Annotated in this window: 12 protein-coding genes; 8 read left to right on the top strand and 4 right to left on the bottom strand. The window is 39.6% G+C overall.

What is annotated here, in order from left to right; translation table 11 throughout:
• Nucleotides 1-12: 12 nt before the first annotated feature.
• On the top strand, nt 13-822 hold the full coding sequence (locus tag GTQ43_RS24615) for an alpha/beta fold hydrolase (protein WP_265275332.1): 810 nt from the start codon (nt 13-15) through the stop codon (nt 820-822).
• A gap of 105 nt (nt 823-927) precedes the next feature.
• A complete protein-coding gene (locus GTQ43_RS24610) occupies nt 928-1,701 on the top strand; it encodes a DUF4437 domain-containing protein (RefSeq protein WP_265275331.1) in 774 nt (257 codons plus the stop codon).
• A 68-nt stretch (nt 1,702-1,769) separates the two neighbouring features.
• Here the strand turns inward: GTQ43_RS24610 and GTQ43_RS24605 are convergent, their stop codons facing one another.
• Nucleotides 1,770-3,245 carry an amidohydrolase family protein gene (locus GTQ43_RS24605; protein WP_265275330.1) on the bottom strand — a complete coding sequence of 492 codons (1,476 nt, stop codon included), beginning with the start codon at nt 3,243-3,245 and terminating at the stop codon, nt 1,770-1,772.
• A 117-nt stretch (nt 3,246-3,362) separates the two neighbouring features.
• On the opposite strand from GTQ43_RS24605, the gene GTQ43_RS24600 reads away from it, so the two are divergent.
• Genes GTQ43_RS24600 through GTQ43_RS24590 form a run of 3 tightly spaced genes read left to right on the top strand, consistent with a single transcriptional unit; the run spans nt 3,363 to nt 5,606 of the window.
• A complete protein-coding gene (locus GTQ43_RS24600; protein ID WP_265276542.1) occupies nt 3,363-4,160 on the top strand; it encodes an aspartyl/asparaginyl beta-hydroxylase domain-containing protein in 798 nt (265 codons plus the stop codon).
• A gap of 2 nt (nt 4,161-4,162) precedes the next feature.
• Complete coding sequence (locus tag GTQ43_RS24595) at nt 4,163-5,170, top strand: zinc-binding dehydrogenase (protein WP_265275329.1); 1,008 nt, start codon at nt 4,163-4,165, stop codon at nt 5,168-5,170.
• A gap of 37 nt (nt 5,171-5,207) precedes the next feature.
• Nucleotides 5,208-5,606 carry a nuclear transport factor 2 family protein gene (locus GTQ43_RS24590; protein WP_265275328.1) on the top strand — a complete coding sequence of 133 codons (399 nt, stop codon included), beginning with the start codon at nt 5,208-5,210 and terminating at the stop codon, nt 5,604-5,606.
• 29 nt (nt 5,607-5,635) lie between these two features.
• On the opposite strand, the gene GTQ43_RS24585 is transcribed toward GTQ43_RS24590, so the two are convergent.
• Nucleotides 5,636-6,112, bottom strand: coding sequence for a hypothetical protein (locus GTQ43_RS24585; protein WP_265275327.1), 477 nt, complete (start codon nt 6,110-6,112; stop codon nt 5,636-5,638).
• A gap of 241 nt (nt 6,113-6,353) precedes the next feature.
• Complete coding sequence (locus GTQ43_RS24580; RefSeq protein WP_265275325.1) at nt 6,354-8,756, bottom strand: response regulator; 2,403 nt, start codon at nt 8,754-8,756, stop codon at nt 6,354-6,356.
• Nucleotides 8,757-10,213: 1,457 nt separating this feature from the next.
• Between GTQ43_RS24580 and GTQ43_RS24575 the strand changes: the two genes are divergently transcribed.
• The 3 genes from GTQ43_RS24575 (at nt 10,214) to GTQ43_RS24565 (ending at nt 12,566) form a co-directional block, all read left to right on the top strand.
• Nucleotides 10,214-10,591 (top strand): hypothetical protein, encoded by a 378-nt coding sequence (locus tag GTQ43_RS24575; RefSeq protein ID WP_265275324.1) that lies wholly within the window; start codon nt 10,214-10,216, stop codon nt 10,589-10,591.
• 622 nt (nt 10,592-11,213) lie between these two features.
• Complete coding sequence (locus tag GTQ43_RS24570) at nt 11,214-11,948, top strand: DUF1995 family protein (protein ID WP_265276541.1); 735 nt, start codon at nt 11,214-11,216, stop codon at nt 11,946-11,948.
• A 72-nt stretch (nt 11,949-12,020) separates the two neighbouring features.
• On the top strand, nt 12,021-12,566 hold the full coding sequence (locus GTQ43_RS24565) for a histidine phosphatase family protein (RefSeq protein ID WP_265275323.1): 546 nt from the start codon (nt 12,021-12,023) through the stop codon (nt 12,564-12,566).
• Between the two features lie 152 nt (nt 12,567-12,718).
• On the opposite strand, the gene GTQ43_RS24560 is transcribed toward GTQ43_RS24565, so the two are convergent.
• Nucleotides 12,719-15,712, bottom strand: coding sequence for a zinc-dependent metalloprotease (locus GTQ43_RS24560; RefSeq protein ID WP_265275322.1), 2,994 nt, complete (start codon nt 15,710-15,712; stop codon nt 12,719-12,721).
• Between the last annotated feature and the right edge of the window lie 487 nt (nt 15,713-16,199).

Here is a 16,199-nt window from a genome sequence, read left to right as displayed (position 1 = left end):
TATCAGGGTCTTATGAACAAACCAATCAAACGAGCTTTTTTAGACACAGAAGATGGACAAATTCTTTATCGTATTGGTGGCGAAGGAGAACCACTTTTTTTACTTCATCAAAACTTCAGAAGTAGTGACGAATTTCGTGAGTTGATACCAATCTTTGCTCAAAAAAGACTAATTATCGCTATGGATTTTTTAGGATTAGGAGATTCAGATAAACCACCCCGAATGTATTCAATTGAAGATTACGCAAAAACTGTTATTTTACTGCTAGATGAATTAGGAATAAAAACCACAAGTATTCTTGGGAACCATACAGGTGCTTGTGTAGCAGCAGAAGTTGCAGCAGCTTATCCTGAGAGAGTCGCAAAAATTATATTATGCAACATCGATAACTTTAGCGAAGACGGAAAGGCAGCTTTATCCAATAAATTTGAAAATCTCAAGATCCAAGCAGACGGTTCCCATCTTATGCAAAGATGGTCAGCCAGAGCAAACTATATAGGTTCTGCTGAGTTAAATCATCGTTGGGTTTTGGACGATTTAAAAGGTTTTGGCTATCCTTGGTATGCACCTTTAGCTGTCATAGACTACTGCCAAAGAATGGAAGCAAGATTTAGTTTAATCAAGTCTCCGACTCTAATATTGTCTGGTATAGAAGACGTAAAACAATTAGAAAGGCTAGGTTTTGCTAACGCAGACAATAGAGAGTTTATTTTAACCGCAATTCCTCATGCAAAGATGATTGATATTGAAGGCGGAACAATATGTATGATGAATCAAATACCTGAAGAAATATCAAAGGTGGTAATTGATTTTCTAGAATAAGCTAGTTTTTAAAACCAATAGAATTTAATCTTTTAATATTGCTCAAAATAGGGCAATACAACTGAGTAAATAATTATATACATACATACAGCCTCTAAAAGTTTTATGCCCAGAAAACACATTGAGTTTATTCAATCAGCAGATGTCCCCCAGAAATCTTGGGTTGTTGATGGTCTTTTGGGAGGTGCTAAAACACAGATTCTGAGTTTCGATACCGAAAACGGTTCTTCTACAGAAATTGTTGAGTGGACGCAACACTGGAAAAGCGATTCTGGTTATTTCAATTGTGATATGGAAATTTTTGTTCTTAGTGGACAAATGCAAATTGGACACCTGCATCTTGGACAATACACTTACGGCTTTATTCCTGAAGGTGTCTGCATGGAAGCTTGGAGTACTCAAGAAAATACTACAGCCCTATGGATGCCAAGCGCTGAACCCATTTTTATAAAATCGCTAACTGATGCACCAGGAGCAAAAAGACAAGATTATATACCTTCTTTAAATTCCTATCTAATTCCTTGGTCTCAAACTCTCACTCCAGGTTTTCCTCCAGGAGCAATGAGAAAAACCCTGCGTGCCGATAGTAACATTAAAAGAAGCACTTGGCTGATTGGATTATTACCACAGTTTGCTGAAACTTTTGGAGAGTATCATCCTATGACGGAAGAGGGATTTGTCCTCCAGGGAAGCATGAAAACACAGGTAGGTCTCTTGACTCCAGGTTGCTATTTTTCGCGTCCACCACTTATTACACACGCCCCAGCATACACTGAAACTGGATTCTTTGCTCTTATTCGTGGTGGCTATCCTCATCTTTCGTACCATGCCTGGGAACCACCATTAGAAACGTACTATCCTTCGGGTTGGAATAAATAGATGCCAAAATATGAAGTAATCTTGTCTCTACTTTAAACCTGCAAATACTTTCATGTAGAGGGAGTTATTCAAGACTGGGAACGTTTCAAATAGCGTCCGGTAGGAGAACCTAAAACTTGTCCATTGTTGTAAATAAGATTTCCGCGTAAAAAAGTACTCTTCACTCGCCCAGTTAACTCTACACCTTCAAAAGGTGTATAACCTTGTTGTGACTCCGACTCAGCCGCACTGACCACAAAGCTTTCATTAGGGTCTACTAGCACCAAATCAGCATCATAGCCAATAGCAATATCACCTTTTTGTAACAGACCAAAGCGCCGCGATGGGTTCCAAGATAGCAACTTAGCCATCTGATTGTAAGACATCCCCCGCTTGCTACCTTCACTCAATACACCAGAAAGTAAATATTCTGTACCGCCAAAACCAGACTTTGCTAACCAAATATTATTCGGGTCTTTATTACTTCTTTTTTGTTCGGCAGAACAGCAAGCGTGGTCGCTAACTATCCAATCTACTTGATTGTTGAGTACTGCTTGCCACAAGTATTCCACATCAGCGCGAGGGCGAATAGGAGGGTTGACTTTTGCCCAAATACCATTAGGAGTATCAACATCTAATAGCAAATGTCCGACAGTAACTTCTCGCCGAAAATTGATATGGGGAAAAGCCGTTTGCATAGTCAAAGCTGCTTCCATAGCCTTACGCGAACTTAGGTGCAACAAATTGATATTTGCACAGTTAGTTTCATTTGCCAAATAAGAAGCAATGCAAATTGCTAAACCTTCGGAATGAGGAGGACGCGCTGCACTGTAAGCGTGTAATCCGCTAAGACTAGAATCGTTTTCAACTATTTTGGTATAGGCGTTGAGAATTTCTGCAACTTCACAGTGCAAACTCAAGCTGATAGTATCTCGCGCTTCTGGATGTTTTTCTATCAAGCGAGTTAGACCCCGCATAATAAATTCAAAATGGGCGAAGTCGTATCTTTCCTCTTTATTAATCATCAAAAAGAGATTTTGCTGGTCTGACAAACCATGCAACCCATAGCCACCATAAAACATGAAGATTTTAAACGAAGATATACCGTATTCCTCAAACAATAAAGGTATTTCGTCAATATGTTGGCTAGCTATAGGTGCGATGTGATAGCTGTAATCTACAAAAAAATTACCTGCGGATAACGCTAATACCTCTGGAAAAAAATCGCGGTAGGAGCCGCCTTTGTTAAGATAATACTGCCCTGTACGAATATAATTCAGGCTGGTAGTCACACCTCCCATTGCGGCTGCTTTGGTTTCAGTCACAGCATCTTTGTCGAGGGGTTGATAGATACCGACGTGCATGTGGGCATCCACGACTCCAGGAAAGCCTAGCAAGTTTTTGCCATCAAATACCTGTTTGCCTGTGTCTGCGCTAATATTAGAAGCAATCTGAGCAAACTTTCCATCCTTAATGCCTAAATCAAGTAGTTCGATTGCATCCTGATGGGGACGAACTACCCGCACATTTTTGATAATTTGATCTAATACGAGAGTTTCAGACACAGTAGACCTCACACTAAAATGAGTTTAGTTAGGAATTCCAAAATTGAATCGGGACGAAGACCAAATCTCATTATTATATAACGGTTTTTTATGAAATCACCTTCAGGAGAAAAGACAATGGAAACTTTTAATGAATATCATATAGACCCAAATAAATTTACTTTTCTAAAAACTTTTGCAGATAACTGGCAACTAATTAGAGAGGAATTTAAACGCTTTATTAACCAGGCATCTGATGAAGAACTAAAGTTAACTTACAATATTCTGGGGCCTAAAAGTAAAACGATTAAAACCAAAGGTGATTCAAAATACAGTGCTTTTGGTATTTTATTTCAAGGTCTTTTTATTGAAAAATATATCCAGGCACATCAAATACAATATCCTGATTACGGGTCGGATGAGGCATCCCAAAAAGCATTTATATTAAGAGAGAAATATTTCCCGAATTTAGCTAAAGTAATAAAAAATGTGAACTCTATTGATAATGAGATCATCAGAAATGTATATTATGGTACATTCCATCCTGGTTTAGATATTAAACTGCATGTAAACTATAATCCTCACATGAATCGTGGTTATCTGGGATTAATCGTGCCAGAGGGAGATGTGGCTATGAAAATATGCCATGAACAACTTTATTGGCATGAAGGAAAATTCCTAGTTTTAGATCATAGTTATCCACACTGCCCGCATAATTATACCAATTATGATAGGACTGTTTTGGTTGTAGACTTTTTTAAACCGGATAAGCCTAGAGATGAAGTAATCCGATTTGAAAAAGAGCAAGTCACACAAAGGATGCAAGATAATCCTTATAGCTTAGGTGTTTTTGGTAAAAGCGATAAAGCTAAAGAAGAAGATTTTATCAAGTATGGTTTAGCTCATCAATTAGAGTGGGATAAAGCTTTGATTTAGAAATGAACGCAACAACTTACAGAAAGTTAATAGCAAAGCAACTTAATCAAGATTTTAAATCTGCCATTGAAATCGTTGAAGTTCCTATTTCCCAACCTGCTGCTAGCCAAGTTTTAATTCAAAACAAATTTGCTGGTGTTAACGGTGGATTTGATACCTTACTTTGCCGTGGTGATGTTCCTTATGTTAATTTAATTCCTCCCTTTGATTTAGGTGTCGAAGCTGTAGGGGAAGTTATCGCTATGGGTGAAAATGTTAAAGATTTTCAAATTGGGGATGCTGTCATAACTACAGCACGTGGTGGTGGTTATCGAGAATATCAGGTTATAGATGCAAACTTAGCGGTGAAGGTGCGGGAAGCCACACCAGAAGTTTTAACCTTGATTCCTACAGGTGTATCAGCCTTGGTTGCACTGGAACAAGTGGGGGAGATGAAAAGTAATGAAGTAGTTTTAGTGACAGCAGCAGCAGGGGGAACCGGTCATATTGCGGTGCAATTGGCAAAGTTAGCTGGAAATCATGTCATTGGTACTTGTAGTTCTGAGGCGAAAGCAAAGTTACTGAAAGAATTAGGCTGCGATCGCATTATCAACTATCGTACAGAAAATCTCAATCAAGTCCTCAAGCAAGAATACCCCAATGGCATTAACTTAATTTTTGACTGCGTAGGTAAAACTGTATTTGATACCTGCGTTGAAAACTTGGCAGTGCGGGGACGCTTAGTAGTCGTTGGTTTTATCTCCGAATACGCAAGAACTATAGAAGAAGTTACACAACCACGCCTCTATCACCAACTATTTTGGAAAGCTGCTTCTGTGAGAGGCTTTCTCATGCCTCATTATAAGGAATATATGGCAGAGGCACGCGATCGCCTTTTAAATCTGTTCTACACAGACAAACTTAAAGTTGCCGTTGACCCAACCCACTTTAACGGCATAGAATCAATACCCGACGCTGTAGAATATCTCCTCAGTGGTCAGAATTGTGGCAAAGTAGTTGTGAGATTTTAAGGAAGACGGTATTAGTTTATATCCAGTCAGGGGTGAGATGACACAAAATTCAGAAAATACTTTAAAAGTTGCTCGACAGGCATTTGAGAGTCTTACGCATGGTATGGCAACTGGACAGTGGGAACCATTGTTAGATATGCTCACAGAAGATTTTACCCTTTGGTTCCCAATGGGTAAATTCCACGGTTTGAATGTTGGAAAAGAACGAGCTAGAGAATTTTTCGAGTACGTTTTTGAAGCCTTCAGTCCTGGTTTAAACCTAACTGGTCTAGACCGTGTTACCAGCAACGAAACAACGGCTGTCTTTGAGTTTCGAGATGAAGGACTTTTGTTCGGTGAGCTTTACAAAAATCGGGTAGCGGTTTCTTTTGATGTGCGTGGAGACAAAATTTGTGGCTATAGAGAATACTTTGGCAGTGATGGAAAATCATATTAAATAACTTGTAATTACGAATTACGAATTATTTAGTTTCTCTCAGGGTTGAGTTGGTTGATTTCTTGGCATTTAGCTTCTGCGGCTTGATATGCTGCCAAATAATCTTGACCACCTAACATTACATCACCATAATATTCATAAGGTGGATCGCCATAAATTGGCAATGGTTCATCTTCTGGATAATCTTCTTTTGATTCTTCAATAATGGCTTTCAGTTTTTTAACTGTTAGCATTTGTGCTGCAAAATACCAGAGTTCTTGGGGGTTTTTGTTCAGGTGCGGTAATGTGGGATCGATAATGCGTACCTCAGAGGCATCATCTATCTCAATCCAACTGTGTTCAATTGGTCTGTATGGCTTTCCCGAAAAAGTTAAAAATCCTTGAACATATCTTGCCCCCTCAGTGGATAATGCTGCTTTGTAAGCATTATCAAAGGGAGTGCTAGCTCTGCTGTTTATACGTTCAGCAGTTGTGATTGACAGCGTTTCATCCAGTAGTTTGTTCATCAATAGCAAGGATTAGAGCAGCCATAAAAACATATTACCACTAATTGGACATTGGACATTGGTTAAGTACTTGTACAGAATTAATTACACAATGTCATTGCCAATGAAGCAAAGCGTAATGAAGCAATTCGCTTGCGGTTGGGATTGCAACTCTTGGAGACGCTATTCGCGAACGCTTTGCTCGCAATGACTGTAAATATTTTTGTCCAAATACTTATTCACTAATGACAAATGACAAACTCTACTTTGTATTAATCACCATCTGTAAATTTCTTAACAAGTCGTTTGAGGTGTAAGGTTTAGACAAAAGGGTTTTGACACTATTACCAAGAGTTTTAATCATTTCATGATTGGAGGCTAATCCACTAACACCAATAATTTTGATATCTGGATTAATTTTTTTCAACACATTGATAGTTGTTGGCCCATCTATGCTTGGCATCATCATATCAATCAATACTACATTAATTTCTTGTTGATGTTTTGTATACAGTGCGATCGCATCAATGCCATCATTAGCCACTACAACTTTATAGGCATTTTGTTCTAACCAGGTTTGAGTAACCTCTAAAATTGAATCTTCATCATCAACAACAAGAATCAATTCTCCATGCCCTGCTAGGAATTCCCGATCTTCAGTTAATTTACTATCTATATCCATATCCATTGTCTGCATAACGGGTAAGCAAACTTGAAACTCTGTGCCTTTGCTCACTTCAGTCAGTACATTGACAAAACCGCCGTGGCTTTTGATAATACCAAGCACTGTTGAAAGACCAAGTCCTGTCCCTTTACCCACTTCTTTTGTCGTGAAAAATGGCTCAAAAATTCTATCTACTATTTCTTTGGGAATTCCTATACCTGTATCACAAACACTAATCATTACATAAGAACCCACCTTCGCATCAATATTTATCCGGGCATAGTGGCTATTAACCCAGAAATTCTTTGCAGAAATCTTGAGGATACCGCCATCAGGCATAGCATCACGAGCATTAATACAGAGGTTCATCACTACTTGGTGCAGTTGAGTAGCATCGCCAAAGATATTCCAGATGTTTTGATGAGGAACATCAATGCGGATTTCAATAGCTCTAGAAAATGTTTGCTTAACAATATTTTCAATTTCTGAAATTAAATAATGCACCTGTAAAGTTTTAAAGTTACCTACAGAGCCACGTGAAAACCACAGTACTTGTTTAACTAAATCTGCGGCACGTTTAACGTTTGTTTCCATAATTTTTAGCCATTGCTGACTTTTTTCATCTGGAAGTTTTGGCTCTAAAAGTTGCACTGTCATCAACATGGGTGTCAATGCATTGTTAAGATCGTGGGCGATACCACTGGCGAGAGTACCAAGACTCTCCATTCGCTGGGCGCGGAGAAACTGCGCTTCGAGTTGTTTTTTCTCTGTAATGTCAGAGTTGACAATTAGGATGGATTTGGCTTGTCCCTCATCATCATTTACCAGTGTCCAGCGGCTAGCAACGATTATCTCATTGCCTTGTTTGGTAACTTGATGTAACTCACCTTGCCACGAACCATGTTCAACTAGAGTTTTCTGAATGTTTTTCATTTGGTAAAAATTTTGCTTTCGATACAAAAGCTGATTGGCATTCTTACCCAGTGCTTCTTCTACCATCCAACCGTAGAGATGTTCAGCCCCTTTATTCCAAAATTGAATTTTGTTAACTAAATCTTGAACCAGAATCGCATCTGTGGTGATGTTGAGTAAAGCAGCTTGTTCGCGAATTTTTTGTTCTGCATTTTTGCGTTCGCGCAGCACAGCTTGATTTGCAGTAATATCTATTACAAAGCCCGCCATGCGAGCAACTTTACCTGTAGAGTCTAAAAAGATATACCCGTTGTTCTCAACTGTAATGTAAGTCCCATCTTTGCGGCATACACGAAATTCAAGGTGGAATCGCCCTTTTGTAGATAAAACACGGTTGATCTCTTCGTTAAAGAAGTTTCGATCGTCAGGATGAACCAACTCTAGCCAACGATTCAAACCTCCTAACATCTCAGACATAGAGTAACCTAATATTCGCTCTACATTGCCCCCATATTTAATATCATTAGTATGTAAATGCCAGTCGTAGAGAATCTGACCACTTGCTTGAATTAGTGCTTGATAGCGATTGTTCGACTCCTCTAATGCAGCTGAATTACATCGCAGTTTTTCCTCTACCCGCTCACGTTCCAAGATTTCCATCTCTAAACGTTTATTTTGTTCTGTTAGTTTTTTTGTGAGATTTCGTAAACGTAAATGCGTATTTACCCTAGCTAAAACCTCTTTATACTCTAGAGGTTTAGTGATGTAATCTACTGCACCAAGATTTAAGCCTTTCACTCGATCCATTTTGTCAGTGATTGCCGTGATAAATATTACGGGAATATCTTGAGTAGCTGGATTTATTTTCAAAAGTCTGCAAGTTTCAAACCCATCAATTCCTGGCATTAATACATCTAATAGAATTAGGTCAGGTGAGGCATTCCCTGCTATTTTAAGTGCATTTTCCCCATCTTCGGCTACTAAAACTTTAAAGCCGTAATCCTCTAAAAAATGTAATAACAATTCTAGGTTAATAGGAGTATCATCGACTATTAAAATGACATTTTTCTCATATTTATTAATATTCATCGTTACCTCTTAATTAAAAGTTTTTAAAATCTTTGGCAAGTTGATGAATATGGGTGGCAAATGGCACGCTATCACCTACTTGTTGCAATTGCCAAAAAAGTTTTGTTAATTAAACTATTTCTTGGCTGATTTGGTATATCATATCTTCTACCAAAATTTTTAGATGTGTATGAATTTTGGACTTAAAAGTAAAAAGATTTAATTAAAAGTAAACTATCTCCAGAAAATGGCTATATCTATAAAGTAGAACTTATGGCTAAGAAAGATAAGCGCCAGCTATGTGTGTAAAAATTATATAGCCTCTGAGTTAGATGAAGGTTAGATGTAGAGGATGCATCGCTACTTGCAATTGTAGCTTGAGGATTCATCTATGGCGCTTCTCATTTGGATACAGATACACGGATACTGAAGTTATAAACTGCACCTACATAGGCAAAGCTTAGAGGATATTTGAAAAATCGTGATGGATGTATCAAATATTCTTTTACCCCACCCTAACCCTCCCTGTATGTATTGGGGAGGGGAATCAATACTGCTCGGATAAGCAGGGAAGGCAGGGGAGAAATGGAGGCAGGGGAAGCAACTGCCTCCATTTCTCCCCCTGCTCAAGAACAGCTTGCCTCAACCAAGAAATTCCAAAACCTACGCAGTATTGGGGAGGGGACTTGATTTTCTTGTTTCCCCCCAATACATCGGGGGGATTAAGGGGAGTAATAAATTATACTTGATATCACTTTTCAAACAACCTCTTACGTGGGTGGGTTGAAAATCCTCAATTTTTCCTCGCCATCAGCCTTTAGATAATGTGAACTTTTTAAACGTTTTTGTCCGATCATTTCATCAGTCGCTAGACTAATTTTGCACTCTAGTGAGTCTCTATTTTTCTGACTTACTAAATCAATGTGTGACAAATAAGTTTTTTAGATAAACCAGCAATTTTTGCAGCCAACGTAAAATAGACATCTGGTGAAAAAGAATGTATGGATATAGCACTGCTACGTCTACACAAGGGTTCTGTATAACGCATATTTAATTTCTGGAGATATCTAATGTGATGTACATTACCAATAAGGCTTAACTTCATTAAAAACTTGTTCATGATTCAAAGCTTTTATTGCCGTTAACCTTGATCCCCTAGCTTTTATGCTGCGTTTTATGTAGATTTATAGCTTCTCAATATAAAAGTGAAATAATGAAGATTATAAATATAAAATATCGATAAGCTACCAGCATATTGGATGCTCTTTTAAGAAGTTATGCTGTGAAACAGTATAAGCTTTAACTAAAATCAGCAAAGCCAAATGTCTGACATTCTACCAAGATAAAAAGCTAGCTCTAGAGTCCCTTGCATCTATCATCTGAATTAGTTTGAACTGATTGTCATAACGACGTTGACATCTAAAAAAGTTGTTTGCTCCACCCATCATTGATTGGATTAAAAAAGGAGTTTAAGAATTATGAAACAGGTAGTCAATTTAACACAAAAATCAGTAGTAGAAGAGATTGAAAGCGTTTTGGATGCATATCCATATCATCCATATCAAAAAGCCTTTGCGATTCCTGACTTACGCCAAGAGCTAATTGCTTTCGTCCTCACCCGCATTCCCTCTTTTTACAGCGCTATTTCTGACGGACATATTTCTTTAGAGGACGTTGAACAAGGAAGCTTGGCTTATTACAAATTGCCTCGTAAATCCTTAGAGCAGCAACTCCACCTACAGAATTTGATTCACCAAGGCATTTGTTTAATTGTTCAAGAAAAGTCAGATTGGATTAACCATAATGTTTGTGAGACAATTCCACCAGCTTGTGAAGCGTCTCACTGGTTTGGTTAAATAAGTAGTCAGACAGAATTAATTACCCAATGTCATTACGAATGGAGGGAAGCGGAATATTCTTGGAGCGTCTCCGTCAGAAGAAGGGTAGCAATGACTGTAAATATTTTTGTCCGACTACTTACCGCCTCGTTCTGAATAGTTATATGGTTCCCAGTTATTGGTGAAAAATTTTACTACCCTAGCATTTCTGATACTGGTATTCCCTCCATCACCGTAGTGTTAAACAAGTCTTTTCCCAAAAGGTAATATTTTGAGTCATAAAGGAGTTCAATTACGACTTATTTTGATTACTTTTGAGGCTTTTCTGGAATGAATAAGTTCATCATTGGGATTGGGATGTTCGTTGGTTCTACAATTGGTAGCTACATCCCAGTCTTGTGGGGTGGAAGTTTACTATCATTTGCCTCGATCTTCTTTAGCGTTATTGGTGGCATTGCAGGGATTTTACTTGCGTATCGCGTATCAAAATATCTAGGTTTTATCTGATCGGCACAAATGGGCAGTTTGTTTTGCAAGCGATCGCTAATATCATGTAAATCAGCGCTATATGTCGCCGCTGCCAAAAATCAGAGCTAATACTGGAACAATGGAAGTAATGCTAAAGCGACATCATAAAACTATGAGTGAACTTCCTAACAGTCTTGAAGATGCGATCGCCCAATCTCGTCTAGCCGTCCAAGCTGCACTTGCAGATGGCTGTACTCGGATACAAGTTGAGTTCCTGTTCCCAGAACTCAAGTTCATGCCGGTGGCGGAACAATTTCTGCCCGTGTTTACAGATTATGATTCGCGTTTGAAGATTTTCTTTGCTGACGCTGGGGCTGCGGCTTTAGCCCGCCGCGATTGGGCTGATGCACCATTTCAAATTTTGGATATTGGTACAGGTAGGGCTGCTTCCTTGCAGACAAAGATTCAGCCAGAGGATGAAATTTTCTTATTCATCGCCCCCACTTCCGTAGAAGTACCGCAGTTGGAAAAGTTGTGTGAAGTAATAGGCGATCGCCCCTTAGTCTTGTTAAATCCCCGTTTAGAAGATTCTGGGGTTGTGGGTATTGGTTATACAGCTAGAAAAATCCGCGATCGCTTTCTCAATACCATTGAACCCGCCTATTATCTGCGCCCCGTAGATGATGAAAGTGCCCTATATCGCTGCTACCCAGGACAGTGGGAAGTTTGGCTGGAAACCAACGGCGAATATCAAAGAATTGCCGAATTACCGACAAAACCATCGGGTGATGATTTGGATCTGATCCTTCTAAAAGGACAACCGCAAATAACAACAGATGCAACACCTGCGAGAAAGCCCAGTGTGTTTAAGAGTTTGCAACGGTTTTTAAAGGCATTGAGTAGTTAGGAAAAAGCAGAGGTAGCAGGAGAAAATTTTCTCATTTGCTGCCTCATTTTAAGTTTTTTGTACATAAATTTGATGCGGAAAATTTTGTATATTGTGCCACATTGTCAAGCCGTTGGACAAGAACCTAACGCACCTCTTACATCAGAAGGCAATCTCCAAGCGATCGCTCTTGCTGATTTGTTATTCGGTTTGGGTATCGAGCGGGTGATCTCCAGTCCATTTGTTAGAGCATATCAATCAATTGTTCCACTCTCTGAACGTCTGGGTCTTTCAATTGAGACTGATAATCGACTTATTGAGCGCGTACTGTGTACAACACCGCTTAATGATTGGCGTGAGCGATTGGCTGAGTCATTTACCAATCTTGATTTATATCTAGATGGTGGTGAGTCAAGTCGTATTGCTATGGCGCGTGGCATAGCTGTAATTGATGAAATATTACAACAAGAAACAAATACAATTGCGATCGTGACGCATGGCAATTTAATGGCGTTGATTCTGAAGCATTTTGACGATCGCATTGGTTATGCTGAATGGGAAAAACTGAGCAATCCAGATGTGTATCGCGTACAGTTTTTTAACAGTGAAACACAGGTAGAGCCAATGATCTGCCCTTAAGATATAAAAGCTGTGGGGCAATTCTAAAAGACTTGTGTGTACACTGTAGCTCCGTGTCGGAGAGGGGCTAAAGGAGAGGTCAAATAAGACTTGTCGAACTCACGTTAACGTACAGACCCGATTAATCGCGTCTCTCCTAACTCCTAACTTTTTTAATTCCCTTGTAACGGTGCATTCAAGACTTTCTCAATGCGATCGCGCGTTTCTAGTAAGTGTGCTTTAGTATATTCATCATTGGAATTCACCTCCTTGAGTTTCTCATCCAATTGTTTGAGTTTATACCAAGCGAGAGTCCGAGCATCTTCTGGCACAGATTCTTTTCGCAACACCATAGCCGTCAAAATGTCCAGGTATTGCCGTTGCAAGCCTCGCCGCAAACTAGCAATCTTCACTGACTTCCCTTTTGGTTTGATTACTTCTGTCCAGATATCTGATTGCAAAGTGTCAAATAACTCCGGTAGACTCAGTGCATTTTCGGGCTTAGTTTTTAGTTCAATATCCTTGAGGCGAGAGAGGCGATCGCCTGAGAGTAAATCCCGCAATACCGAACCCTGCATAAGTAACACCAAGTCATGAATTGGAAAATCCAACCGACCAACTTGCGGAGAACTACCCCAATGTAGCCAACGGGAAGGTGCTAATTTATTCAATAGTTCCGGTGAAAAGTTGAAGGCATCTTCTGCAAATACATATTTTTGTAGCGTTTCTAAAGCTTGCCGTTGTTCTGCAACTGGTACTGGTTCAAATGGTAATCGGTGTTCCTTAACTCCTGAAGGAATCTCGCTAGGGTGAATGCGATAAAAAGATTGTCCACCGATGTATTTTGTGGTGTAATATATTTGCTGAAAATAGTTGCCCAATACTGTGCTAAAACGTTCGCTCACATCGCTGTAACTATCACCAGCCAGTGGGTAACGCTTATCAAGACGTTCCCACATCACGCGAGAATTATTCAACTGCCACTGAGAATAAAGCAGTACATTACTACTGTTATCCCAAGCATCAGATGTAGGGTCAAGGTCATACATATCTTCATCTGTAGAATAACTCAACTCTGGCTTGTAAGATTGTGCAGCAATTTCCTCTAATATTGGCTTTTCTGCGATGGGAGTTGATGTCTTAATGGGCATATAGCCGTACTTAATTGCCCATTCATCATAAGGCCCCACCATGCTAGGAAAATAATCTCCCTGTTTTGTCCCTTGAGGGGCAATATTTGGGGGAATATAGTCCATTACGGAACTTGTTAGACCTTTGTTTTTAGTAATTTCCGTATTATTCATCTCCTGGGGTGGTAGCAGTGTACTACCACGGAAGTTATGACGTAAACCAAGAGTATGCCCAACTTCATGAGCAATGATTAAACGTAAATATTGATTGATATATTCTTTTACCTTGTCTGGTGTGGCCATGGTATCAGGCAGCAGTGACATCGCTAGTGAACCAAAAGCAAACTGGTTAGCAGCCTCCATGCCATAGCATAAATCGTACTCACCTGCCATTTTCGATAAATGATTCAACAACCCCTGTTGCCCTTGCATCTGCTGAGGCACACCGCTGTTTTTCCCATCTAAACCATTGGCACAAAGTAGACGATTTTGCATCAAAGCTGAGATGGTAGTCCGATTTTCTGTTTGGCTGGGTTGGATGATTTTGCGATATTCACTCTTAAGGGCCCGGATAAAGCTAGCATCTACGAGAATGTCTGCATCCAAAATTTCTCCAGTCAAGGGGTTAACGCGGGATGGCCCCATTGCAAAATAACCATCGACTGTGTTAATCCAGCGAATTGTGTTGTAACGAATATCGGCTGAGTCCCATGTAGCATCATCAGGCATTTGGCGGACTTCAATTGCATCTTTAAATCCGGCTTTGAGAAAGGCTTTGTTCCACATTAACACCCCTTCTTTCATCGCATCGCGGTACTCTAAAGGTACAGCGTTATCAATCCAGAAGACAATTGGTTTTTTGGGGCGAGAAATTACTGCATTTGGGTCTTGTTTTTCTAAGTCCCAGCGATTTATGTAGCGGACAAAAGAATCACCGCGATCGTCTTTGGATAAATCTTGGTAGGCGGTAATGAAGTAGCCGATGCGATCGTCAGCAAGGCGCGGTCGATAATCTTTATCAGGTAATTGGGAGAGACTGTAGTGGACGCGCAGGGTAAAACCACGGTTGTCAGGTAGCGAGGCAAAACCTGGTATTTCACTCTCATGACCAGCGCCACCAGAGTAATTTAAAACTGACTCGACTTCTAAGTTTTGGGGAAAGACTTTCGCTGTACCGAAATAGGACTGGTCTGTGGTTGCTGGTACTCCTAAACTGGCAGATAATCCTGCTAAGTCTGTGAGTAACAAATCGCCCAGGTCGATGAGAATAGTTTTGCGTTGTGGATGAATGCTTTTAATGGCAATAGTGTAAAGAACAGAGTCGCTAAAAGACCGGGCTAGCGATCGCACCTGGGGATCTCCCTCACGAGTGCGAAAATTGACATTGCGGATGACAAAATGTAGTTTATCATTCACCCGTTGGAAATAAAATAAAAAATCTTGCAGAGGCATACCGCTATAAATACCTCGTTCCCCAATACCCGATTCTAGGGTTGTCGTAGCGAGGTAATTTTTGTTGAGTTGTTCTGGCTTAATTTCTAGATAAATTTTATTCTTTTCTTTATTCCGATAAATGGTAAACAATCCCCCTGACTTTTGGGTGTCTTTGGTTACTTGGTCAAATGGCTCTAACTCATCCTTTGCCGTTGGTGTTTTGCTAGGTTTAGGTGGTTCTGCGGGTTTTGCAACTTGTAAAAATGGTTGCTGTTCTGCTTTTTTCAGGTCTTTTACTACCCAAATAAATGGTTGAGGCTGCACGTGTTTATTTTGATTAACTACCCAAACTTGACCTGACGCTAGCCTCTGTTCCTGGGGAATACTAAGATTGTTTAGTGGTAATACCGAGATTTTAGTTAAAGAAGCTTCTGTTGTTAACTGACTCTTAGCTGTAACTACAGCTTCTAAAAGGCGCACAGCCCGATCCTTGGATGACAACTCTGGATCAAATCCATTTACAGATGGTGACTTAGCACTAGCTGATGCTATTCCTAAAAACAAACCATGTAACAAAATCATATAAAAGGTTAATCTGTTCATCTTATATATCCCTAATAACTATCCCTAGTTAATTTTTAACTTTTGCAAAGCCATACAGCCCGCCTTCTACCGATTTCTTAAGATGCTTGATATCAAATAGCAAACTTCTGACTTTAATCTCCGTTGCCATTTTTTAGCTTGATTGCGCTGTTTTAGCGTCGGATTTTTCCTAACAATTGCGTCTCCAACAAACAGTAAGTATCATTTTTACATTAGAGTAGTAAATTTATTGGGAAAAAACTAGAACAAATTAACCAAAGTATGAGAATTACTTCATTTTTGAAAGAATTTTTCAGCTAACACTTTATTGGCATCAAGATCGGAAGCTTGAGGCAATCCAGATGAACGACAAGCCAACCTCCAGGAATGCTACTGGCAAAGGTTCAGGTAAGTACTTAGACAGAATTAATTACACAATGTCATTGCTAAGGAAGCAAAGCGTAATGAATCAATTCGCTTGCGGTTGGGATTGCAACTCTTGGAGACG

It is taken from the genome of Nostoc sp. KVJ3, assembly GCF_026127265.1.
GTDB lineage: Bacteria > Cyanobacteriota > Cyanobacteriia > Cyanobacteriales > Nostocaceae > Nostoc.
The sequence above is the reverse complement of the archived record's forward strand: the minus strand, read 5'-3'. Positions and strand labels throughout refer to the sequence as shown.

Excerpts from the sequence above, each read along its gene's own strand:
- GTQ43_RS24570 (WP_265276541.1), top strand. The coding sequence starts at position 11,214 with ATGAGTGAACTTCCTAACAGTCTTGAAGATGCGATCGCCCAATCTCGT.
- GTQ43_RS24580 (WP_265275325.1), bottom strand. The coding sequence starts at position 8,756 with ATGAATATTAATAAATATGAGAAAAATGTCATTTTAATAGTCGATGAT.
- GTQ43_RS24565 (WP_265275323.1), top strand. The coding sequence starts at position 12,021 with ATGCGGAAAATTTTGTATATTGTGCCACATTGTCAAGCCGTTGGACAA.
- GTQ43_RS24560 (WP_265275322.1), bottom strand. The coding sequence starts at position 15,712 with ATGAACAGATTAACCTTTTATATGATTTTGTTACATGGTTTGTTTTTA.
- GTQ43_RS24585 (WP_265275327.1), bottom strand. The coding sequence starts at position 6,112 with ATGAACAAACTACTGGATGAAACGCTGTCAATCACAACTGCTGAACGT.
- GTQ43_RS24595 (WP_265275329.1), top strand. The coding sequence starts at position 4,163 with ATGAACGCAACAACTTACAGAAAGTTAATAGCAAAGCAACTTAATCAA.
- GTQ43_RS24575 (WP_265275324.1), top strand. The coding sequence starts at position 10,214 with ATGAAACAGGTAGTCAATTTAACACAAAAATCAGTAGTAGAAGAGATT.
- GTQ43_RS24590 (WP_265275328.1), top strand. The coding sequence starts at position 5,208 with ATGACACAAAATTCAGAAAATACTTTAAAAGTTGCTCGACAGGCATTT.
- GTQ43_RS24610 (WP_265275331.1), top strand. The coding sequence starts at position 928 with ATGCCCAGAAAACACATTGAGTTTATTCAATCAGCAGATGTCCCCCAG.
- GTQ43_RS24600 (WP_265276542.1), top strand. The coding sequence starts at position 3,363 with ATGGAAACTTTTAATGAATATCATATAGACCCAAATAAATTTACTTTT.
- GTQ43_RS24615 (WP_265275332.1), top strand. The coding sequence starts at position 13 with ATGAACAAACCAATCAAACGAGCTTTTTTAGACACAGAAGATGGACAA.